A 23861-nucleotide genomic window follows, 5' to 3' on the forward strand; every position below is an offset into this window, starting at 1 on the left:
CTTTAGTTTTTTTGCACCTATTTTTGCAAAGAAAAAGACATAGCTCTAGCTATGTCTTGTGAATGCGTTTAATTATTTCACAACGTATTCTGTAATTTGCTGGTTTTCCACAACAAGGTATTTGTCACCTTTTTGTGCACCATAAGGAGCAAGAGCTTCTTGTCCTTTTGAATGATCAGCTTTAACTTCGCTAAATAATGATTTTGAATCAAGAGAAGTAAATACACTTGAGTAAACTCCAAATCCATTTACTAATTTTTCATCTTCTAAAAGACCAATAATTAATGTGTTTGGACGGAATTTAGCAACTTCTTTAAGAAGTTTTCCTGTTCTTGAAAGAACAACAACAAATTTGTAATCACCTCTTCTTGCACGGTTAGCAATATCGTAAGCTATAAGTGAACGAACATCCATATCGTTTGAATTTTGTCTAACTTTTTCAAGTTGAACATCGTAGTAATTTTTTGAGTAGAATTCTTTTTCAGCTCTTTTGTTAATTGCTGTCATTGTTTTAACAGCTTCAAGTGGGAAGTTTCCATTTGCAGATTCACCTGAAAGCATAACTGAGTCAGCTCCAAGTTCAACAGCAAAGTAAACATCTGTTACTTCAGCACGTGTTGGGTGTGGTGAATTTTCCATTGAATCAAGCATTTGTGTAGCAACGATAACTGGTTTTCCTGCTTCACGGCAAACTCTAATCATTTTCTTTTGGTAGTAAGGAACATCATAGTAAGGAATTTCAAGTCCTAAATCTCCACGAGCAACCATAATTCCATCAGCTGCCTCAGCGATTTCTTCGATGTTTGTTACACCAAGGTGTGATTCAATTTTAGCAATAATTTGAACATGTGATCCACCGTTTTCATTAAGTAATTTTCTAAGTTCATGCACGTTTTTAGCTGAGTTAACAAAAGAAGCAGCAACATAGTTAATTCCATTTGCAATTCCGAATTTAACGTCGTTAATATCTTTTTCAGCTAAGAAAGGAAGGGTAAAGTCAACACCTCGAAGGTTAATACGTTTGTTTGTTTTAAGTTTGTGGTTGTTTTCAGCTTTAACTTTAACGTATCCTTTTCCAACTTCTGTAACAACTGTTGATAATTTACCATCATCAAAAAGCACTTGGTTTCCAACTGTTAAATCTTGTGACATATCATATGAAACAGATAATTCGTTTTCTGTTCCAAGGTGGTTAGCAAAAGCTTCTGGTGTTGTGTGAACTAAAATTTCTGTATCAGCTTTAATAAGTTGAGCACCGTCAGTCATTTTTCCAACACGAATTTCAGGTCCTTTTGTATCAAGCATTAATGATACAGGGATGTTTAAATCTTTAGATACTTGTTTTGCAATAACAAATTTGTTTAATTGTTCAGCGTGATCACCGTGTGAAAAGTTTGCTCTAACACATGTAACCCCATTTTCTACTAATGAACGTAATGTTGCATAATTATCACTTGAAGGTCCAATTGTTGCAACTAACTTTGTTCTTTTTTCTGTAAGTTTCATTTTTCTCCTAATTTTATTAGTTAAATCTCATTTTCTTAAAAATTTAGCTTTAAGTAGTTCTATTTTATCACATTGATTAAAAAATAGCCATAGAAATGACTATTTTTAAACGCTTAAAAAGGAAAAAATTACATATCAATATTTTAGTGTCCACTTGCTTCTGCTGATTCATTGTTTGCAGCGTTATTAGCTGTAGCACTTGAATCGCTTGCATTAGTTAAAGCAAATAAATCCTTAGATAATTTTAATTTAGACATATAAAGCAAAGTTCTTGCATCTGGGTTTTTGAAAACAGAATAGCTAAGAATGTAGTTATTTTCATCTTCACCTACTTCAGGATCAAATGAAGCATCATAACCTTCAGGAAGATTTTCAAGATTTAATTTAGAGAATTTGTGACTATTTTTGACATATGAAGCTTTAAGCTCATCCACAGTAATTTTGTCACCATTTTCCTTATTTACAACAGTTGCTCTAAAGTTAGTAAATAACTTTTTAACATTAAAGAATTGAATAGCATATTCATAAGTTGCTCTTGTATTAATTTGTTTATCAACTTCAACATTAATTAGCTTATCTGTTTTAGCTGCATCCACTTTTGCATTGAGCACTAAATTAAATACAACATTGTTATCTGAAACAAAAACTAAATTTGACTGAGCTAAATTAATTTGAGCAAATTTTGAAGCTTCAAAGTTAAAGTGCTTACTTAAAAATTCTGCTTTTTGTGCTTCGGTTTCTAAGTTTTGGTATGCGTTTTTAAAGGCTTCAAAGTTTTCGTATGTTTCAAACTCAGCAGCTTTCTCAGTTACGCTTGATACAAACATATTTTCGCTAATGTCACTAAGAGCAAGTTTTTTAAATCCATCAATTTCAAAAGTTGCTACTTGTTTATTTTTATCTGTTTTAGATTTTGGAGCTATAGTTACAACGATAAATAATTTGCCTTCTAAGTTGTTAGCATATGAATCAAAGTAAAAATTCACTTCACCGTTGTTAAAAACATTAAGCAATTCACCTTTTGGTCCAATGAGAGCTAAATCTTGAGTTGCAAGTTGATTTTGGTTTTTAATAGAGCTAAAAATGAAGTTATCTTCAAAATATGAAGCACTTTTTGCTTTTGAAAAAGTATTTTGGTAAGTTGCATAATTACTTGCAAGCTCATTTTTAATTCTCTTTTTAAAAGCATCACTTTGAAGTAATGTAAAATCCTTTAATGTAAGCTCTTTAGTAACTTTTGAATAATGCACCATTGTAATTGTTCCAGCAAAAAAACCAGCTGAAGCTACAAAACCACCAATTAAAAGGGCGCTTTTAAGACCTTTTGACATTCTTTTTTTACTCATGATTTTCTCCAAATATTTCATTAATTTGATTGATTAAATTTGCTATTCCATAAGAAGTTTCAGAAGAAACAATGTGGTATTTGTCAAATTTGTAATTTTGCATATCTAGCTTAATTCTTTTAAGTAAAGCTGACTTTTCTTTTTGATTTAACTTATCAACTTTAGTATAAACTGCAGTAAAAGGTAAGTTGATTCTTGTTAAAAATTCCATTACCTCTTTATCACTTTTAGTTGTTGGAATTCTTGAATCTAAAAGCAAGAATAAATGAGTTAAATTATCTCGCTCAATTAGATAATTTTCAATCATCTTCATCATTTTTTGAATTTGGCCTTGTGACAGTTTTGCATATCCATAACCTGGAAGATCCACAAAGACAGCTCCATGCTCATTTTCAAAAAAATTTAAAAGCTGCGTTCTTCCTGGTGTTTTAGAGACTTTAGCAAGCTTTTTATTATCAACAATGGCATTTAAAAGTGAGCTTTTACCAACATTTGAACGACCTCAAAAAGCAATCTCTTTATTGCTATGCTCATATCAATTGCTTTTTTCGGTGCTAGATTTGACAAACTTAAACATCTTTTTTCATTTTCTCCTTATGTCTAATTAAAGTTGATGAATACTTGATGTACTCATAACTTGGGATTAATAAAACGGTTTCTAATTCATTATTTAAACTATTATTCCCTGCTGCAAGTTCAAGTTCGTAATTAAAATCAATTACATCCCTTGCACTTCTTACTAAATATTTTACATCTAATTCTTGAGCAATTTCAGCAATAAAGCGGTCTTTGTTTTTTAATACTTGCACATTAGTTAAATTACTTAGTAATTTCTTTGTATTATTATATCTTATATCAATATCGCTAGCATCTGGTTTATCTGGGTTAATTGAAACAATTACATAAACAAAATCAAAAAGCCGAGCGGCTTTTTGAAGTATTTGAAAATGTCCATCATGAAAAGGATCAAAAGATCCTGCATAAATTGCTTTTTTATCTGTTTTCATAAATTTTTCTTGCGTTTTTAGCAATTACAAGTTCTTCGTTGGTTGAAATTACATAAATAGGAACTTCTGAATCTTGAGCTGAAATTACCCGATATTCAGAACCACGGCTAAGTTGGTTAAGTTCTAGATCAAGCTTGATGTTTTTAAAGAATAATTTTTCAACAATCATTCTACGAATGCTTTTATCATTTTCTCCAATACCAGCGGTAAAAACAATTGCATCAATCTTTCCACCGAGTTTATTTGCATACATTGCTGTATAATCAGCTACTCTTTGAGCAAATAACTCAAGTGTAAATTGTGCATTTTCGTCACCTTTAAGAGCTGCATCACGTACATCACGCATATCACTTGAAATTCCTGATACACCTAAAAGACCACTTTTTTTGTTAAGTAAATTAGTAAATTCTTCAACATCCATTCCAGTTTGTGCTTTAACAAATTGGTGAATTGAAGGATCAATGTCCCCACTACGTGTTCCCATCATAATTCCAGCAAGTGGTGTAAGTCCCATTGAAGTATCAAATGAACGAGAATCTTTAACAGCACATAAGCTTGCACCATTTCCAAGGTGTAAGTTAACAAAAGTAACTTTTTCTTTACCAAGAATCTGGCTTAATCTTTCAGTAATGTATTGGTGACTAATTCCGTGAGCTCCATAACGTTTTATTTTTAATTTTTCAGCAAGTTCGCGGTTAATTGGATAAGTGCTATTTACTTTATCAATTGTAGTATGGAAAGCAGTATCAAAATCCGCACTTAAAAGAGCATTAGGGAAAACTTTTTTAAACCCATACATGGCTTGGACAGCTCCTGGGTTATGTAAAGGTGCATAAATTGAGCACTCTTGGATTAAATCAATTTCTTTTTGAGTGATTTTTGAAGTTGAACTAAAGTAAGTTCCACCTTGCACAACTCTAAATCCAATGTACTGAATTTCATCTTTGTTTTCAATTAATTTGATTTCTTGCATTAATTTATACACTTCTTCAACAGCTACTTCATGATTTGGCATAGCTACTTCTTTTTCGAATTTTTCACCCTTAAATTTAATTGAAATGTTACCCATTGGAAGGGTAATTCTTTCAGCAATTCCACTTGCAAGAAGTTCTAAAGAATCTTTGTTAAATAAGCTTAATTTAATTGATGAGCTACCTGCATTAATAACTAAAATTTTGTGTTCCATATCTTATTTCTCCTCACTTTGAAGTGCAGTAATTAACACTGTGTTATAAACATCTTCGATTGTACTTCCTCTTGAAAGATCATTAACTGGTTTTTTAGTTCCAACTACAATAGGTCCAATTGCACCATAATTAGCAAATCTTTGAACAAGTTTGTATCCAATGTTTCCAGCATTTAAATCAGGGAAAATAAGAACGTTTGCACTATGTTTGTATGATTCGCCTTTGTATTTAGCTTTTCTAATTTCTAAATCAATAGCAGCATCAAGTTGAATTTCACCAAGAGCTTTTCTGCCTGTAGTTGTTTCATTGTATAAATCAGTTGCTTTTTTAACTAGCTTGCTTTCTTCAGTAACTGCTGACCCTGAAGTTGAGAAACATAAAAAGGCAAGTCTTGGATCAAATCCCATTTGAAGAGCAAAATCATTAGCATTACGAGCAATATCTGCAAGTTGCTCTTCATTTGGTTTAACATTAACTGAAATATCAGAAAAAATGTAGTTGCTTTCTCCATTGTGCATAAGCATTACTGAAGAAATTGTTTTGGTTCCTGGTTTTGGTCCAATCGCCTTAAAAGCAGCTCTTAAAATATCCGCTGTAGCATACTTAAGTCCACCAACAACACCATCAGCTTCTCCGTTAGCTAAAAGCATCATTGCATAAAACGGTCTAGTTGATAAAGATTCAATACATTGTTCCATTGACTCTTTACCTTTTCTGATCTCAAAGTATTTTTGAGCTAATTCTTCCATCTTTTTATTATCTGCATTAATATTTAAAAAGTTAAGGTTTGATGACCCTTTTACATCTTCTTCAACAAGAAGCACTGTTTCGATGTTTTTATGTTGTGCAAGAAGCTTTGCAGCTTTTTGCATTCTTTCATCATCACCATCAATTAATACAATTTTTTTAACACTTTTTAAATTACTTACTTTTGTTTCAAGTAAAGCTTCAATATTCATACTAACTCCTAAGTCATTTTTAATTAAATAATACTAATTAACTAATAATTAGTTAAATATAGTCTTATTTTATAAGTTTTTTACAATAATATTGCTATTTATAAAGTTTTTTCATAATTTATTCCATAACAATGAAAAAAGTAACCAATCTGGTTACTTTCATAATTTGGTTAAAAGAAAATCTAAACGTTTTTAAGAACAACTTCTTTTGAGTGGCTAGCACCTTCAAGGTTGTTTCTTTCTACATGAAGAATTTGAATTTTTTCATTTTGTTTAGTGTGTAATCCGTATTTTTGTTTACGGCGGAAGCTTTTAATTTGCCCTTCAAGATCTTCAAGTGAATTTGATTGAGCTACTAATTCACCATTTGAAAGTAATTTTGCTTTATATTTATACATATAAGTACCTCCATTATTACTACACTTAAATTATATTATTTTCGGAGCTTATAAGCTATAAAAGGGGTGTTTTTATGGCAATTTTTCATAAAAAATCTCCTTAAACAAGGGGCTAAAAAATAGTTTTAATTGTATAATTAAAAAGTAAAATATAGTAAAAAGAAAGAAAAATAATGAAAAAAAGTACTAAATGAATTTTTCCAGTTGTTGCTCTAGGGTCGCTTGCCGCAGCTGGAGCTGCAGGATATGGAATATATGCTTCTGGTGTGCTTCAAAATCTTTTAAATAGCTCTTCAAACCAGTATTTTGCTCCAACAATTAAAAACATTACTGACGATATTGCCATTCGCAAAGAATACAAGTCTCCATTTTTTTATAAGGAAGATGCAGACCAATATAATGCGCTGATGAGCAAATTAGTTACAGATTATGATCTTGAAACACTTCAAATCGATTCAAGTAAATCCAAAAAAGAAATTGTTGAAAATTATTACAAAAGTGCAGAGAAATTTATTAAAGATGTTAAAAACATTGATAATCAAGTCTATCGTGAATATGTGGATCCAGTAACTAAAATTAGATTTGTCGATTTTGCTTACTATGAAGATGAAATAACAGAAACTAATGAAGATGGATCAATTACAACTTATAAAATACCAAGATACTTGCTTGGTGAAGAAGGATTAAAATTACTAGCTACTGAATTTAAACGTAAAATACCTTTTGGTCCTGAAGTTTTTGCATTAAAAGAAATTAACATTAACAACTTTTTTGTATCACCACCTAAAACTAAGGGGTTATACATTCAAGAGCTTCAAAACATCTATTTAAATGGGGCTAGCTTAGCTGAAAAAGGTTTAGATTTATTTTCAATTGTCAAATATATGACAACTACATTATTTCACGAATATATGCACCACTGAGCAACATTTTATGCCGAAACTGGAAAAAAATCTGATCAAAACACAGATTTAAATAATAAAGACATTAAAACTCAGCAGCTTCTTTATTACAAAGATTCTTCAGCTTCAAGTTTAGCTAGTGGCCACAAGCATTCGCTTACTCAATATTGAAATGGTTATTTTTCAAGTAATTTTAAAAAGCTTTTAAATTATGATGTTGATAAAAAAGCGCTTTATAATAACCCAATTAAAACTACACTGAGAGTGAGTCCAGATCTTGCTGAAAATACCTTATTTACAACTTTATCTTTAAATGAAATTTGAAGATTAGCTAACGAAGCAAACACTGCAGATATTACAAATAAATTCACAACTGTAGATGATACCCAATTAATTTATGGTGTAAATCAAAGCGATACTAATAAACCAGAAATTAAATTTGAAATTGGTTTAAATACAATTCAATACTACTTCTCATTAACTGAACTTGTGCCGCGTGAATATACAAAATATGCTTTTGAATCATATTTTGATATCAATGATGATAATAACGCTCAAAAAAGAGATTTATACTTAAAAAATAATGGTTCGTATGTTTCTTGAAGTGGGCTTTATTTTACAAACTTAGAAAATAGAAAAACATATAATTATCTTCCTTCGGCTAATGTTGAAGATTGATGAAAAACTTTCTATATTAAACCATCTAACCAAATTTTAAAAGCTTCAAAACAACAGCCTGCATACCTTGCTTATCCAAATAACATTTTTGATGCTTCTAAATTTATTGATAGAAATGGAAATACTCTTGAGAAAGAAAGAACTAAAAATAGATCGGAAGAATTTTACCAATTGTTCTTAAATACAATGGGATATGGTAAAGAAATTGCTCAAATCTTCTCAGATATTAAATGAAGATGAGGTGATTCATTAAATGAAAATCACAAGTATCACACTGCTATTGAAAGCGAAGATGCTTACACTCAAGATATTAAATTTATTGGTTATATGCCAAGTAAAGAATACACTGGTTTTGCAATTATTAAAAGCTCAGGTGATATTCAAGTTACTCCTTTTGAATACCAAGATACTTTTAGTTTCTTTGGTAAATCAAAAATAGACACAGGGGCATCACTTTGAGATCCTGCTACTAGAAATGATCAAATTAGAAGCAGAATTTATCCAAAAGAAAAATATTATCCTTATGTAACTAAAGATTTTATAAAATTAGAAAACAATTCAGTGATTGCTTTATGAAAAGATCTTAACCAAAACGGAATTTATGATGCTGGTGATGAAATCGTTCATAGAGAGCTTTCAATTCCAACTCAAAGATGAGTTTCTACTGAAAAATCATCTATTACAAGCCAAGATTTAGAAAAAAATTCAAATACATATAAAATTACAGTAACTAATGTAGATTCACAAACCAAAATTCAAGTGCGAAAATAAATAAGAAAGGAGGGATTATGGAATGAGATTTTTCAAAGTTAAAAATTGGTTCAATGATTAACGTTCAGGCCTATAAACACAATGGATTCTTATATCGCCAGTGAAATGGTGCTAAGGTTATATTCCAAAACAAAAGACACATTGTTTTATTTTTATATGGAACTAAAGTAACTGAATTTAATCGTGAAAACAATGGGTGAAAATATAATGAAAATGCTATTTGATTTCTTCCAAAAAACTCCTTTTATAATGCTATTGTTCTTTTTAAAGAAAACATTGGAAAATATTATTATATAAACATGGCTTCAAAACCTATTTTTGAAGATAATACAATCAAGTTTATTGATTATGATTTAGATATTAAATGCTATCCTGGTAAGAATTTACAAGTAGTTGATCGTGAAGAATTCAGCCAAAATTCAAAACTTATGAACTATAGTGATGAAATTAAAACCAAGATCTATGAAGAGATAAAAAACATTATTGAAGATTACAACAGTTTTTCTTACTTTTTTAATGATGAAATTATTGATTATTATTTAGAAATACTTCTCAAAGATAAGCTTATTAGTAAAAACTTTTATAGCTATGCTATAAGTGAAGAAATTTCTTTAAATAAACCTAAGAAGTCCAAAAAAGTAGTGAAAAATAAAATAAAACAACATAAATCAAAAAAAATGCAAAATAATCCTAAAAGTCATGAGTAATCTCTTGTGGCTTTTTATTTTTGCTTTTAGTTCCTATCCTGAGTTTCCAAGTTAAAACTGTTTAACAAACGAATACATCTACTATATAGACGTATTCGTTTTTTTGTCTTAAAAATTACTAGAACTATTTCTCTAGCATGTTGTAAAAATCACTATATATTTTCTTCAACTCTTTCTGTGAAGGATCCAAATTATTTGTAATTTCGGATACTACTTCATCATTTACTATTTTTTGAGTGACATTTATAAGTTTTAAAGCATCTATAAATTTCTTAATTGAAATTTTCTGAATTTCTCCATTTGTTTCATAGAATTTTTTAGTTTAAAGATTGAATATTGTAGAACAACAAGAGGTAAGAAACATAAAAATACATGCGCCAGAATATGCTCTTCTTTAAATTTTTATAACTTATATTTTTCATTATTTAAATAAAGAAATTAATATATAATACCTTTGTTATGAATAGACCAAACACAAACAAACGTTTTTACATCAAGAAATCAATTATTGTGAATCAATGATTGTCTTTTGTATTGTTTTGTGGATTATCTGATTAAAATATATTTCGAATTTTAATAATTTAATAAAAATAAATGCTCACAAGATAAATACAAAGCTTGTGGGCATTTATTTTATTCATAACATAAAATAAATACTAAAAAGGAGAAAATAATATGTTGAATGAAATTTATAATCAAAATTCATTAATTGAACAATCACCATTAATACAAAATTATGTGGGTGAATTCTTGATGCAAGAAAGCAACCAAGAATCAGAGTTTTTAAAAATTACATTCTTTTGTCCAAATTCATATAAATGCTCATTATAGTGATTTATTTAAAAATATAAGAATTAAATAATCAAAATTGAAAGGTTTATTTATATGTTTATAGACTCTAAAATACAATTTGTAAATCATCTTTACGAGATAAAAACTTATAAGTTTTTTACATATTTAAATAATAAAAATCAAATTTTGCCTGATTTGGGTTGAAAAATTCACATAAGTGCCACTAATGATAATATCTCATTAATATTTGATAAAGTTTTCAAATTCTTAATAAATTCAAAATTAACATTTAAATTTGTAAAAGATAAAACAACATACTTCAAATTTCTTACAGATGAAGTGAAATTGGAAAATGCTTTTAAATTTATAACTATTTATTCAGAAAATAGAGAACAAGCTATTTTAACATTAGAAAAACTCCATAAAATATTAAAAGATTTTAATTCACCTTTAATTGTAGGGGATAGAAGATACAAAGATTCTGGATGTTTATTTTACAGATATGGTTACTATGTAAATAAAAATAAATATGATAATAGGAGAGTATTTAGTCTAACATCTGGAATTCAAGATTTACAAGAAGTTAATACAAATTTAAATAAATTATTGTTAAATCAAAAATATGAAATTATTAGTTTATTAAAAGAGAAAACTACTTCCAGTGTTTATTTATTAAAAAATATAAATGATCATAAATTTTATATTGCAAAACAAGCAAGGAATTATACTTTTTACGATGAAAATAATTCAAGTATAAATTTAAGAGAAAACGAAGTCAATAATTCCTTGAAATTATTAAGTGAATTTGTGCCTAAGTTTATTGAAAGTTTTGAAATCGAAGGGGATTGTTTTTTTGTTTGAGAATACTTAAATATAATACCCTTAAACATTTGAAAATTAAGAGAAACAATTAATTTAGAGCAAACTCTCTCAAACGAATTTATTTCTGAATTAAAAATTATTACATTAGAATTTATTAAAATGCATAAAGAATTTCAAAATAAAAAATTTAACATAAACGATTATAATTTATCTAATTTTGGATATGACAGAAAACTAAAAAAACTATATTTAATTGATTTAGAACACAGTTATTTTGAAGGGTCGAATAAAAAAATTAATGTATGTAATTCTATTTGTAAACTAGATAAAAAACCCCTGAATCAAAACAATATCAGCTTAGCTTTATTAATTAGCGATTTACTATTGGATTATAAAAAGTTTTTATCTTTTGATCCAGATCTTGAAAATTATTTAAGATACTTAAATTTTATTATTTCTAAAACTAATATAGATTTTGGTTTCTTTGAAATTATAGATTATTTATCTAATGTAAAAATTTTTGATTTTGAAAAATCAATTCAATTATTAAAAAGTCAAAAATTAAACGATAACATTTATTTTGAACAAAAAAATAAAGAAAAAGTTATAAATTTTTTAAAGATTAAATCATCACAGAAACACAATTTAGAAGAAAGACTTGAATCAAAAACCTTTGTCGATATCAGGTTTCTTCTTTCATTATCTTTTAAAAGATTTTCGTTTTGAATTCGAAAATTTAAATATGTAAAATTAAATTTAATTGATGCGGAAATAGATTTAGATCTTACTGATAGATATCAAAAAATAATTAATATTCTTTTTTCAAATAAAAAAACAAATTCTGAAATATTATTTAAAGAATTTGATGAATTTATATCAGAAAAAGTTGTTAAAACAAAAGAAAATACATATGGAGTAAAAGTTAAAAATTATTATTCTCCTTATTTAAATTATGGGCTCGCTTTTTTGATTGCATTACTTTTATTTAGTAAAGTAAAAACTCGATCAAATAAATTTGATGAATGAATTTTAAAATTTACTGATTCATTAACTAATAAATTTACTTTTAAGCAATCTTTTTTAAATGGTAATATAGGTAATATTGTGATAATTCATAATGTTGGTAAACTTTTTAAAAATAAAATATTTATTAAAAACGCAATAGATCAAACTTATAATAAACTAGGACACGAAATATGGACACAACCATATTTAGTGTTTTTATATATTTAGGAGGTATTATGAGACAATTAAAGGCACATGAATGATTAGAACTATTCGGTAGTTATGAAGATTACAAAAATAATTTGATATCGAAAAATGATTTTGAACTTAAATATTACTCAATTAGAGGTTTTAGTTTCTTTGATAGAAAATTCAATGATGCTAAAAAATATTTTGTATTGAAGTATAACAGATATAATTTAGGAATGATAAATATAGAATCGCAAACAGGTAAATCACCTAAAAAAGGTAAAGGTTCAGGTAGACCAAGGAAGCAAAAAATTACTCCTATCGAAATTGTAAAAAAGGAGTGAGAAAAAATGCCTAAGGAACAATTGATTGAGATTTTAGAAATTTATAAAGACTCTTTTGATAGAAATAATATTGAAGTTGATATTTCTAAAATCAAGAAATCTTCACTTTCTACAAGAAAATTGGGTCTATGCTTTAATAAATCTAAGTCAACAATTCACAATCTAAAAAATAAAGATCAGCAAGCGAGAAAAAAATCTGTAAATACTAAATATGATGAATTAATAATTGAGTCATTTAAGAAAAATAAGGGTTTGTTTGGCAGAAAAAGATTGGAAAGCTATATTAGAACAAAATTCCAAATAGCTCTAAATTATAGGACTATTGGTAGAGCAATGAGAAGATTAAACTTATTTTGTTTAACCAGAAGAAAGAAAAGAGACAGAGAACAAAAGAACACAAACGTAAAATTTATAGATCTTGTTAATCGTGATTATCATGGAGAGACAAACCAAATAATTGCTACTGATGTTACTTATATTTCTGCACCAAAAGATTGCTTAAACAATTTTGTATTTTTATCTGTTGCGATTGATCACAAAAGCAAATTTGTTGTTAATTATAATCTTTCAAAAAGAAATGATTTAGAACTAGTAATGGAACATATGTCTAAAATCAAAATGGACAAAAAATGAATAGCTCATTCTGATCATGGTTTCCAATATTCTTCAAAAACTTATGTAGATTTAATTCAGAAAAACAATGGTGTTGTATCAATGGGTAGAGTTGGAAATTCTTTAGATAATAGAGAAGCAGAATATTTCTTTTCAATTTTAAAATCAGAATGTTTAAAATTAATCGACATTACAAAAATAACTTTTAATGAATTAAAATCACTAATCGATGATTTTGTATTTTGATACAACAATGAAAGAATTCAATCAGTATTAAATTGAAAAACACCTCAAGAGTGTTGAGGTGTTTTACCAAATTAAACTTTTTTGTCCACTTTTCGTGTCCCAGTTTATAATTTATCTTATTTTATTAATAAAAATGGAGAATTTAAAAGCGAAAACTCTAATTGAAAAGAAACTTACGCTAATTATAAGGTTGCAAAATTTTTATATAAAGAAATTTTAAATAGAGGAAAATTATAGATGCAGAATGTATTGAAAAAGAATTGATTTATAGTTTTTTTAGCATTGATTTTTACAACCATTATTTTTCTAATTAATTTTTTAGAAGTATCATATTTTAATAAATTTCTAGCTGTTTTGCAATTAGATTCCAAAGGAACTCAAGTTAAAAATCTTTTAATTAAATTCCTTTTAATAAGTCTTTTTGCAACAATTTCTATCTTAATTAATGAATTTTTCTTTTTGATTTCTAACTTTTTATTTAAAAAAACTGTTCTTAAAGAAATGATTCATAAGTTATTTTCAAAAAACTTTGCAAAGTGAGCTTTTGTTTCGCATGAAAGTAGACTTGTCGCTTTCTCAAATTCACCAGATCTTTTGTCTCAAGGATACTATTTAAGTTTTATAAATGGTTTTATTAGACTTGTTTCTTTTTTAGCCACTTTAATTTCTCTTGCGATAATTAGTCCAATCGTACTTGCTTATATTTTGCCACTAACTATAATTTCAATTATTTTGCCGATGCTTGCCCAAAAAAAGGGAGAACAATTATCATATATGAACAATCAATTAATGATAACCCCTAAAAAAATTTCATCAAACATCACAAAACAACTTTTTACCAATTCAATTAATGCTACTTTTAAAAATTTAGAAAGCAGTTATAAAGAAAGCTTGAATAAAGAAGTAATGTCTAACATTAATATTTTTACTAAAATTTATGGAGCATTTATGTTTTGGCAAAATTTAATTGCACTTCTTTTTGCTGCTTTAGTAATTGTTATTTCATTATTTATCACTTTATTTGCACCTAGTTTTCTTACTATTTCGTTATTTGGAGTTATCTTAACTAAATTACCTTCATTTAAATCATTTATTCAAGAATTTTTGGCAATGTTTTTAAATGTTTATATGTGTAAGATGCACTTTAAACAATTAGAGTCAGATTTATATTCAAAAAATGAACTAACTAATCAATTAATTGATAAACCAGAAGAAGGAAATTTAAGTTTTCAACAATTAAATCTTGAAAATGCAAGCATTGTATCTAAAGAAACTAATGAAACCATTTTGCAAAATGTGAATCTTACAGTGAATAAAAATGACAAAATTCTTATTTTTGGTGAAAGTGGTGGAGGAAAAAGCTCTCTCTTATTAAACCTTACTGGATCATTACCTATTGTTGATCAAAAACAAGTATTAATCAATAACAAAAAAGTTAACAATTTGGATTTATTGAATCAAAGTTATTTAACCGATGAAAAAGAAAGTTTATTAGAAGGGAACTTGCTTGAAAACTTAACTTTCTTCAATGATGATTTAATTAACAATACTAAGGAATTATTAAAACTTTTTGATCTAGAAAAACTAGATCTTAATGAGCAAATTAATATCGAGAACCCGCAATATTCACATGGCCAATTACAAAGAATTTCACTGATTAAAGCAATTAACTCAGGCAAAGAAATTTTATTTTTTGATGAATCTTTAAGTAATATAGACGAGAAAGCAACTACAGAAATCTTAAGATATTTATCAAGCTTAAATAAAACAGTGATTATCGTTTCTCATAACCACAAAATAGAGCATAAAGAATTATTTAATAGAATTTGAAAAGTAGAAAAAGGAGTAGTTCATGAAATGAAATAGACTAATTTTCAAAGATAGAAAATTATATTTAATTTCTGTTCTATTTAGAGTGCTTTCTTCTTTTCTTACTGTTTTTGGTGTTTGGTGCTTTTACCAAGCCATTGGCAATCTTCATGATGATAGTGTCAATGCTTCTTTATACTACATTCTTGGTTTTTTTGCCTGTGAAATTATAGGTTTGTATATTGAGTTTCAAAATCAAAAAAAATTCATTAAATTAATCTATGTTACTCAAAATAATTTGCGGAATGCATTTATGAGTAAATATTCTACATTTCACCCTAGAGAATTTTTAAACAAGTCAAATGAAATGATACTTAACAACTTAGAAACTGATTCACATTACATAGCTCAATATGCATTAGTTCATGTTGTGGTATTTGGACATTTATCATTATTTTTTGGTTATATAATTTTGTATGGTATATTATCATGAACTATTCTTTTAATACTTCTTGCTTTAACAAGTATAAAATTACTTTTAAATCTAACTGTTGTTGTTTTAAAAAGCAAAATTACAATTAAATCCCAATCGCTTCAAAATGATATTTATGTCAAAATTGGCAATTATATTTCTAATTTTAGTAGCTTTGTTTTTGCAAATAAGAAAGAACTGCTTGCTAAATTGTTTATTGAGAGAATTGAAAAAGTATATCAAAAGCAAGCTAAATATGCTGCTCAAGGCGAACTTGTTTCATTTATAACTCAAATTATTAATTGAGCTAGTTTATTATGTTCTTTGGTTGTGGGAATTGTGCTTCTTAATAATAGTTACATAAACTTAGCTTTATTCTTAATTTTTATTGTTAAATATCAAGAATTTAGCTCAAGTGCTTCTGTTGTCTTTTCAACGATCCAAGACTTTAAAACTATTAAAGAATATAATAAAAAAGTTAATGATTTTTTTGCTACTTTCAGAACTAAAAATACTTTAGATAAAGTGCATTTTAAAAAATTAACTCTTGAAAAAATAAGTTTTGCTTATGAAGAAAAACAAATTTTTAATAACTTTAATTTAGAAATTTTTAAAAATCAAAAGCACTTAATTATAGGTAAAAGCGGAAGTGGAAAAACCACTCTAACAAACATTCTTCTCAACATTATTAGTGATTATTCTGGTGATTTGTATTTAAATGATTATAAAATTAATAATGATGATGATTTATCATTAAATATTTCAGTCTTAAATAAGGAAAATGTTTTACCCCAAATAATACCTACTTCATATTGAGATAATGAAAATATTAAAGATAAACTTATAAATTTACATATTGATTTTGTGGATTTTGAAAAAGAATTAGAAACAAGTCAACTTTCCCTTGGTCAACAACAAAGGTTAAAAATTCTTGAAGTTTTATCCCAAGATAAAGAAATTTATATTTTTGATGAAGCGCTAAGTAATTTAGATAAAGATAAACAAAATTCAATTTTTGAATATTTAATTAATTTAGATAAAACAATTATTTTTATTTCACATCATTTTGATCAACAAATGATGTGAAAAATAGATAAAATCACTAATTTAACCTAATTAATTTATTCGAAAAATACAAAAGATTATTCACACCTTAATTCCTTTTTAACAAAGGTATTAAGGTGTTTTTTACAACAAAAATCAACTATTTATCTTACTGTATATCATAATTAAATTAAAAAACACTCATTTTTAAAATAAAAACTCAGAATATGAAATTCCATATTCTGAGCGATAATTAACATCTTAAATAAATTCTAAATCAATATAAACAGGAAGGTGATCTGATGTTTTTGAAAAGTAGTTAGAAGGGGTTGTTGAAGTTCCAACTTCTTCATTTCAAATACTTTCTATTGTTGATTTATAAGTTTCATTTTTCTTATTTTCTCTTCAGTTTTTGTACATATTAAGAACATCTAATTTAAATATATCTTTGTTTTTCTCAGGTTGTCTAAAATGTGCTGTGTCATAAATCATTTTGTCATATGGTTGTGAATAACCGGTTGGTCTACGGTTACTTAAAAATGCATCTATACTTTGATTTCTGCCTAAAGAAGTTAAGTATTTATCTTCATTGAAATCTTTTCATCCAGTTGAATAACCTCTTTTAAATGAAGAAATGAATGATTTATCATTATTTGCTTGTATATTTGTATCTCCACCAAAAATAATTTTTTCTCCGCCTAAACTTTTAAAGTAATCAATAACATATGGAAGTCCATAAGCTTCACTGATTTCAAAATTACCTTGTGCTTTTTGTAGATAAATCACTCTACCATTTCCATCAGGAACTGCTTTAATAGATATTTCATTATTTTTAGTTTTCGCTCCCGGAGAATCAAAATGAGCAAAAATAGTTGTAAAAAACTTATTGTTTGATTTTAATTTAAACCTTGCTCCAAAAGGAGGTCTTTGATATCTTTTTCTTTTATTAGTAAGAGTTCCATTTTCACCAATTAACTGAATTGAGCCATGAAAACTTGCTGAACTAGAATTATTAGAAAAAAGACTAGGATCAATTTTATTTGCATCATAAATAATTGCAATTTGCTCAACTGTATCTGAATTTACTTCAGGATTATTTGCTTCTTCAGGTGTTTGTAAAATAAATTTGTAGTTTCTAGAAAGAGATTTACTATAAAGGTTTAATTGATCTACAATTTTTGAAACTTGTGCTCCAGCTCCGTAATTTAATTCAGTAATTCCAATAACATCAGGATTAACTTGGCTAATGTTATATGCCAATGATTTCACTTTGTAACGGAACTCATTTGTTAATTCTTCTTCTTCAGAAATACCAAAATTAAGAATATTGTAATGTGCTATTCTTAAATCATGTCTGGCGGCATATTCTACGGAAGGTTGATTATTATCCTCGACGTTATTGAAGCTGTTATTGTCTAAATTTTCACTAGTTCCTAGCTTCAGCTGATTCAATTGGGGTTTCAGTGTTTTCTACACTTGCAACCCCATTTGGAAGAACGATTGTTGATGTGTAAACTTTATCAGAAATTATTATGTCGCTTTTTTCAGGAACAGATTTCTCTGTTAATCCTGCATTAAAATATACAACTCTATAATAAAGAACAAGAGTTCTGTTTTCACTATCGTACTCAAATGTAACTTTACGTTCTACGAAATATCTATTTCCGCTGCTTGTCTTTTTGTATTTACCATTTGGATGAGATAATCTAAAGTGTTGATCATTAAATTTTCTTGAATTGAAATCAAAGTAAATTTCAGTACCGGTATATTTTGAATATGTAGAAATACTTTGACCATTCTCGACATTAAAGTCTAATGTTTTTTCTTTTTGAACCAAGATATTGAACATATTCTTCAAAAGTAGAATAATCTTGTCCATCTTTAAGAACGATTAAATTATTATTGTTTTCATCATTTACTTTCTCTTCAATGGTTAATTCTCTTCTTTCTTCTACATTTGTATCCGTGTTAGATGAACCATTTGATTCTGTATCTGTTGTATTTTCTGATGAATTTGAACTTGAATCTGTTGATACAGGTGCATTTTCTTCAGATGTAGGAGTGCTATTTTCTGCTTCAGTATTTGAAGTGGTTACGGTTTCTTTAGCTTGAGTTGGTAATTGTAAAACAGAAGTGAAAACATCATCTGAAATTGTGTAAGAACTTTCTTCAATTTGGTTTGGTCCTGAATAAACTACTTTATATGAAACAGTAATTGTGTTGTTTACTTCATCATAAGTAAAGTTTAAAAACTTGCTAACATAATATTTTTGAGTATTACTTGGATTTCAAAGAGGGTTTTCATGAGTAGCTAATTTGTAATCTAAAGAATTATCAAAGTTATCTCTATTTAAATTAAATTCTCATGTTTTTTCTGTATATCCATTTTTTCCGCTGCTACTTGTAGTAATTGTACCATCTTGGTAGTTATAAATAAGACTACTTGGTTTTCCAGTTGTTTTAGAAAAATCGATGTATTTATAAAAATCTGAATAATCAAAACCTTCTTTTAATGAAATAATGTTGTTGTTATCTGAGTTAACCCTTTGAGAAGGGGTTAAAGTTTGTTCTTCTCTATTTTCAGTTGCTGGTTCTACAGTTCCGCTAGCTGGTTGTGGAGTCGGTTGTGTGTTTTCAACTGGAGCATTTCCTCCTGATTGATCTGATGTATTTGATGAAGAATCAGAATTTGCATCGCTATTTCCTTGATTTGGTTGTGCATTATCTGTTGATGATGAACCTGAATTAGCTGTTCCATCCCCTTCTGAACTAGTTCCTTGGCTAGGTTGCGTATCATTTGATGGTACTGGGCTTGAATCTGAATTTGGTGTACCTGTTCCTTGATTACTATCTTCTTGGTTTGCTTGTGAATTAGTTGATGCTGATGGATTAGAATTATTTGGATTGTTTTCTTTTGTAGCCTCTGAATTAGTATTTGTTGTTTTTTCAGAGCTTTCTTGGTTTTTTGCCCCTTCTTCTTTAGCTGTATTATTACATGCATACATAAAAGCAGGCGCTACTGCAAGTGGTGCTAATAAAAATAATCCTCTAAGTTTTTTCATAATATATATCCCTTTCTTTTTATTGAATTTCCCAAGTATTATAAAGGTAAAAAAATAGCAAAAAAGAAATTTCATTAAAGTTTTCACAATTAATTAAAAAGTCATTTTATAAAATTTTTTATAAATTTTTTCCCTTATAATTCTTTGTTAGAAAAACCAAAAAAGCTATTTTATCTAGCTTATTTTTCTTCACTTACTTTAATAATAAATAATTGTGTTATCAATTTTTAAAATCACAGATTTTTTGTAAATTTTTTACATAAAAAGAAGTTTAAATTGATAATTTTTAACTAATTATTTATATAAATATAAAAAGATGCATTTTTACCTAGCTGGCAAAAAATAAGTTTTGGCTTTAATTTTTTTGGTTTATAATAATTGAGCACATTTAATTACGTGCTAAATATAATAAATATTCGTGATGCATAAAGAGTATGGTAGCTTGACAGCGATGACCATTGCCAACCTGCTAGTTGCAAGGTGGATAGTTAGGGAATTTCCAGCATGCAAAAATAATCCTAACCTCTTTTTTGTTATCGCGCAAAAGAGAGGTTTTTTTATGAGAAAATTATTTTCAAGTGAATCAGTGGGTAAAGGACACCCAGATAAAGTTTGTGATCAACTTTCAGATGCTATTTTAGACGCTTATTTAGCTCTTGATCCACACGCTAAAGTAGCTGTTGAAGCTATGGCTAGTGGTCACAATATTTTCATAGCTGGTGAAGTTGGGTCAATTGTTGATATTGACGTTATTGAAATTTGTAAAAACATTTTAAAACGTTTAGGATACTACTCACACAAAACTAGCTTTATTGTTGATATTAAAACTCAAAGCCCTGACATTGCTCAAGGTGTTAATTTAGATAAAGAAATTGGTGCTGGAGACCAAGGGATTATGTTTGGTTATGCAACAAATGAAACACCTCAATATATGCCTCTTGCTATTACTCTTGCGCACCAACTTGTTCGTCGTGCTGAAGATTTAAGAGTAAGCGGAGAATTTAAATGAGCTAAAGCTGATATGAAAAGTCAAGTAACTCTTGATTATACAGATCCAAAAAATGTAACTGCTGATACAGTTTTAATTAGTATTCAACATGATGAAAAATTCAACGAACAAGAATTTAAACAATTCATTAAAGATAATATTATTAAATATGTTTTTGACAAATATAACTTAGAAGTACCTTCAAAAATTTTAATTAACCCAACAGGTAAATTTGTTATTGGGGGTCCATCAAGTGATACCGGATTGACAGGTAGAAAAATTATTGTGGATACTTATGGTGGAGCATCAAGACATGGTGGTGGCGCTTTCTCAGGGAAAGATGCAACTAAAGTAGATCGTTCAGCAGCTTATGCAGCTAGATGAATTGCTAAAAACGTTGTAGCTGCAGGTCTTGCGGATAGAGTTGAAATTCAAGTAGCTTATGCAATCGGAGTAGCTCAGCCAGTTTCAATTATGGTGGAAACATTCAGAACAAACAAAGTTGATAATAACATCATCGAGCAAGCAATCCAAAACATTTTTGATCTTTCACCAAAAGGAATTATTGATGCACTTGATTTACGTAAACCAATTTACCAAAAAACTGCATACTATGGACACTTTGGTAGAGATGATTTAGACTTTACTTGAGAGAGATTAGATAAAGTTGAAGAACTTAAAAAAGAAGTTGCTAAATTAAGCAAATAATTTCTATTTTTCTTTAAAATTTAATTATTAAATTGATTAAATAAAAGAAATGAGAAAAATATGTACAAAAGTAAATTATCAGTTAAAGAAACTCAATTAGCAATTCAAGATTTAAAATACAACTTTTCAAAGAATTTTGCTAAAGCATTAAATCTTGTTAGAGTTTCTGCTCCTCTTTTTGTCCGTAGCACAACTAAAATTAATGACGGATTAAACGGAGAAAATCCTGTTACTTTTTCACCAGCTCAAATTGATGAAACATTAGAAATTGTGCACTCTCTTGCTAAATGAAAAAGAGAAGCGCTTTACAAATATCATTTCAATGTTTATGAAGGAATTTGAACCGATATGAATGCTATTAGACAACAAGAAAATATTGATTATAAGCATTCATATTATGTTGATCAATGAGACTGAGAATTGATTATTAAAAGAGAGGATCGTAATTTAGATTTTCTTAAGGAAGTAGTGAAAAAAATCTACAAAACAATCCGTTTTGTAGAGCACAAATTAATTTTTGACTTTCCACAATTAACTAAAAAATTACCAGAAAATATCACTTTCATTTCTGCTTTAGAGCTTTATAATAAATATCCACACCTTTCACCAGAAGAAAGAGAAAACCTTTTTGCTAAAGAAGTAAAAGCTTTTTTTGTATATAAAATTGGATATCCACTTCCTGATGGAGTTAAACATTCAGCTAGAGCATTCGATTATGATGATTGAACACTTAATGGTGATTTAATTGTTTATGACCCAGTTAATGATAAAGCTTTAGAAATTTCATCAATGGGAATTAGAGTTGATAAAGACGCTTTAACTAAGCAAATGATTTTTGATCAAAAAGAAGATAAAGTTGCTACTTACCACAATCAAATTCTTGACGAAACTCTTCCATTTACAATTGGTGGCGGAATTGGACAAAGCAGACTTTCAATGTTTCTTTTAGAGAAAAAACACATTGGTGAAGTTCAAGTTGGAATTTGATCAGAAGAAGTAATAAGCGAAGCTAAAAAAGAAGGAATTGAGCTACTTTAGGCTCAATTTTTCTTTATGAAATTCAAAAATTAAATTAGTATAATTAAAAATATGAATAACATTGTTAAAAATAAGAAAAACGCACACTTTTTCAAAAAACCGTTTGTTCAACTTCATGATACCTTTACTAATTCAGACATTAAATTGCATGATTTTATCAATTCATACGACAAAGAAATCTTTGATCTTTCACAAAAAGAACTTGCTCGTTATTCAAATGTTAGCGAAGGGAGTGTTTCTAGGTTTGTTAATAAAATCGGATTTAAAAGCTACCGTGAATTTATAGCTCATATTAACTTAGTAATTAAAGATTTTTATACCAATTACTTAAAGAATAACATTGAGAATTTAAACCAAATTACTCGCAGGGAAGAAATACTTTTAAGTCATAATTTTGCAGTTAATAGCATTATTAATGAGAAAACTTATTCTTCAATTGAATATGCTGCAGAACTTATTTATAAAGCTGAAAAAATATTTATTTTAACAAGCAATGAAGATAAAGTGATTAGTTCTGAATTTGCTTATTTACTCCAAAAAGTAGGTAAACATGTTATTTATTCAAGTGACTTTGACATCTTTTTACCCCTTCTTGCTAACGCGAGCAAAAATGATGTTGCTGTTTGTTTTTCTGATGTTATTGAGTCATTACAAATTAAATTTATCTCTAAATATTTACTTAAAAATGGAGCTAAATTAATCACTTTATCAAGTGATAATGTTCTTCCTGATGATGTTCGGGTAGCAACTAAAATTATTTATTCAAAAATTCAAAACCCTATCAATAAAATTTATTTTAGCAACAAAGCATCACAATTATTAATTGCTGAATTGCTTTTTGATGCACTTGTTTCAATTGATAGCGCTATTGAAAAAAAATACAAAAAGTCAAAAGATATGCATTCATTATGAATCGATTTTATAAACCTCAAAAATAATTAAACCCTTGTTCGAAATACTGAAATTGGTATTTCGAATTTTAATTTAAGCTCTTATAAAAAAGTGTCAACAGTGTTGACACAATTTGGTTTATCGAAACTTCTTTCCAAGTTACAAGACAAAAATTCACCAATAAGCCTATAAATAAGGAGTTTTGGTAAATTTGAACCAGAATATTACAATGATAGAACATGGTTTATTTGTAAAATCCAAAAAGTGTCAACAGTGTTGACACAATTCAAATTTGTATATTTTTAGTTTTAAAAAAGCATATTCAAGTGTTATAGACCATTAATATAATGGGTATAATTTAAATATAATAAAAATTTA

20 protein-coding genes and 1 pseudogene are annotated in these 23861 nt (G+C 27.7%); 10 read left to right on the forward strand and 11 right to left on the reverse strand.

Translation table 4 applies throughout. The features are described 5' to 3' along the window. Positions 1 to 72: 72 nt before the first annotated feature. The 7 genes from pyk to EXC51_RS01345 all read right to left on the reverse strand — a co-directional run bounded on the left by pyk (position 73) and on the right by EXC51_RS01345 (position 6403). Entirely contained in the window at positions 73 to 1506 is a 1434-nt protein-coding gene (pyk, locus tag EXC51_RS01315; protein ID WP_129620164.1) for a pyruvate kinase, read from the reverse strand. A gap of 143 nt (positions 1507 to 1649) precedes the next feature. Further along, a complete protein-coding gene (locus tag EXC51_RS01320) occupies positions 1650 to 2852 on the reverse strand; it encodes an MAG1430 family protein (RefSeq protein WP_129620165.1) in 1203 nt (400 codons plus the stop codon). Then, positions 2845 to 3429 carry a ribosome biogenesis GTP-binding protein YihA/YsxC gene (yihA, locus tag EXC51_RS01325; protein WP_129620166.1) on the reverse strand — a complete coding sequence of 195 codons (585 nt, stop codon included), beginning with the start codon at positions 3427 to 3429 and terminating at the stop codon, positions 2845 to 2847. Before yihA ends, EXC51_RS01320 begins: the two co-directional genes overlap by 8 nt. Further along, on the reverse strand, positions 3422 to 3859 hold the full coding sequence (coaD, locus tag EXC51_RS01330; protein ID WP_129620167.1) for a pantetheine-phosphate adenylyltransferase: 438 nt from the start codon (positions 3857 to 3859) through the stop codon (positions 3422 to 3424). Before coaD ends, yihA begins: the two co-directional genes overlap by 8 nt. Further along, complete coding sequence (locus EXC51_RS01335) at positions 3846 to 5045, reverse strand: acetate/propionate family kinase (protein ID WP_129620168.1); 1200 nt, start codon at positions 5043 to 5045, stop codon at positions 3846 to 3848. Before EXC51_RS01335 ends, coaD begins: the two co-directional genes overlap by 14 nt. A 3-nt stretch (positions 5046 to 5048) precedes the next feature. After that, entirely contained in the window at positions 5049 to 6005 is a 957-nt protein-coding gene (locus tag EXC51_RS01340; RefSeq protein WP_129620169.1) for a phosphate acetyltransferase, read from the reverse strand. Between the two features lie 182 nt (positions 6006 to 6187). Then, a complete protein-coding gene (locus tag EXC51_RS01345) occupies positions 6188 to 6403 on the reverse strand; it encodes an MAG6790 family protein (RefSeq protein WP_129620170.1) in 216 nt (71 codons plus the stop codon). 173 nt (positions 6404 to 6576) lie between these two features. On the opposite strand from EXC51_RS01345, the gene EXC51_RS01350 reads away from it, so the two are divergent. Continuing rightward, a complete protein-coding gene (locus EXC51_RS01350; protein ID WP_129620171.1) occupies positions 6577 to 8754 on the forward strand; it encodes an MYPU_1760 family metalloprotease in 2178 nt (725 codons plus the stop codon). Positions 8755 to 8771: 17 nt separating this feature from the next. Continuing rightward, a complete protein-coding gene (locus EXC51_RS01355) occupies positions 8772 to 9461 on the forward strand; it encodes a DUF402 domain-containing protein (RefSeq protein WP_129620172.1) in 690 nt (229 codons plus the stop codon). Between the two features lie 124 nt (positions 9462 to 9585). On the opposite strand, the pseudogene EXC51_RS04205 reads toward EXC51_RS01355, so the two are convergent. Next, positions 9586 to 9860, reverse strand: a pseudogene (locus tag EXC51_RS04205) (IS1634-like element ISMsy1 family transposase); the annotation flags it as partial. A 276-nt stretch (positions 9861 to 10136) separates the two neighbouring features. Between EXC51_RS04205 and EXC51_RS04155 the strand changes: the two are divergent. From EXC51_RS04155 to EXC51_RS01375, 5 genes are all read left to right on the forward strand, one after another. Next, positions 10137 to 10292, forward strand: a complete 156-nt coding sequence (locus tag EXC51_RS04155; protein ID WP_165001808.1) for a hypothetical protein — start codon at positions 10137 to 10139, stop codon at positions 10290 to 10292. A gap of 54 nt (positions 10293 to 10346) precedes the next feature. After that, positions 10347 to 12308, forward strand: coding sequence for a class III lanthionine synthetase LanKC N-terminal domain-containing protein (locus EXC51_RS01360; protein WP_129620173.1), 1962 nt, complete (start codon positions 10347 to 10349; stop codon positions 12306 to 12308). A gap of 8 nt (positions 12309 to 12316) precedes the next feature. Next, positions 12317 to 13546: an IS3 family transposase gene (locus EXC51_RS01365; protein WP_165001809.1), complete on the forward strand. Its 1230-nt coding sequence runs from the start codon at positions 12317 to 12319 to the stop codon at positions 13544 to 13546. Positions 13547 to 13825: 279 nt separating this feature from the next. Continuing rightward, positions 13826 to 15337, forward strand: a complete 1512-nt coding sequence (locus tag EXC51_RS01370; RefSeq protein WP_165001810.1) for an ATP-binding cassette domain-containing protein — start codon at positions 13826 to 13828, stop codon at positions 15335 to 15337. Continuing rightward, a complete protein-coding gene (locus tag EXC51_RS01375) occupies positions 15324 to 16868 on the forward strand; it encodes an ABC transporter ATP-binding protein/permease (protein WP_129620176.1) in 1545 nt (514 codons plus the stop codon). The genes EXC51_RS01370 and EXC51_RS01375 overlap by 14 nt, the downstream gene beginning before the upstream one ends. Before the next feature lie 189 nt (positions 16869 to 17057). On the opposite strand, the gene EXC51_RS01380 is transcribed toward EXC51_RS01375, so the two are convergent. From EXC51_RS01380 to EXC51_RS01390, 3 genes are read right to left on the reverse strand one after another with little or no spacing between them, the layout of a single operon-like run. Further along, positions 17058 to 18248: an MnuA family membrane nuclease gene (locus tag EXC51_RS01380; RefSeq protein ID WP_129620177.1), complete on the reverse strand. Its 1191-nt coding sequence runs from the start codon at positions 18246 to 18248 to the stop codon at positions 17058 to 17060. Continuing rightward, on the reverse strand, positions 18223 to 18645 hold the full coding sequence (locus tag EXC51_RS01385) for a hypothetical protein (RefSeq protein WP_129620178.1): 423 nt from the start codon (positions 18643 to 18645) through the stop codon (positions 18223 to 18225). The genes EXC51_RS01380 and EXC51_RS01385 overlap by 26 nt, the downstream gene beginning before the upstream one ends. Beyond that, positions 18602 to 19858, reverse strand: a complete 1257-nt coding sequence (locus tag EXC51_RS01390; RefSeq protein WP_129620179.1) for a hypothetical protein — start codon at positions 19856 to 19858, stop codon at positions 18602 to 18604. The genes EXC51_RS01385 and EXC51_RS01390 overlap by 44 nt, the downstream gene beginning before the upstream one ends. Before the next feature lie 559 nt (positions 19859 to 20417). Here EXC51_RS01390 and metK point away from each other — a divergent pair. From metK to EXC51_RS01405, 3 genes are read left to right on the forward strand one after another with little or no spacing between them, the layout of a single operon-like run. After that, positions 20418 to 21554 (forward strand): methionine adenosyltransferase, encoded by a 1137-nt coding sequence (gene metK, locus EXC51_RS01395; protein WP_129620180.1) that lies wholly within the window; start codon positions 20418 to 20420, stop codon positions 21552 to 21554. Between the two features lie 60 nt (positions 21555 to 21614). Beyond that, entirely contained in the window at positions 21615 to 22592 is a 978-nt protein-coding gene (locus EXC51_RS01400; RefSeq protein ID WP_129620181.1) for an aspartate--ammonia ligase, read from the forward strand. Between the two features lie 51 nt (positions 22593 to 22643). Further along, positions 22644 to 23534 (forward strand): MurR/RpiR family transcriptional regulator, encoded by an 891-nt coding sequence (locus EXC51_RS01405; protein ID WP_129620182.1) that lies wholly within the window; start codon positions 22644 to 22646, stop codon positions 23532 to 23534. Positions 23535 to 23861 lie beyond the last annotated feature (327 nt).

Source organism: Mycoplasmopsis gallinacea (genome assembly GCF_900660495.1).
GTDB lineage: Bacteria > Bacillota_I > Bacilli_A > Mycoplasmatales > Metamycoplasmataceae > Mycoplasmopsis > Mycoplasmopsis gallinacea.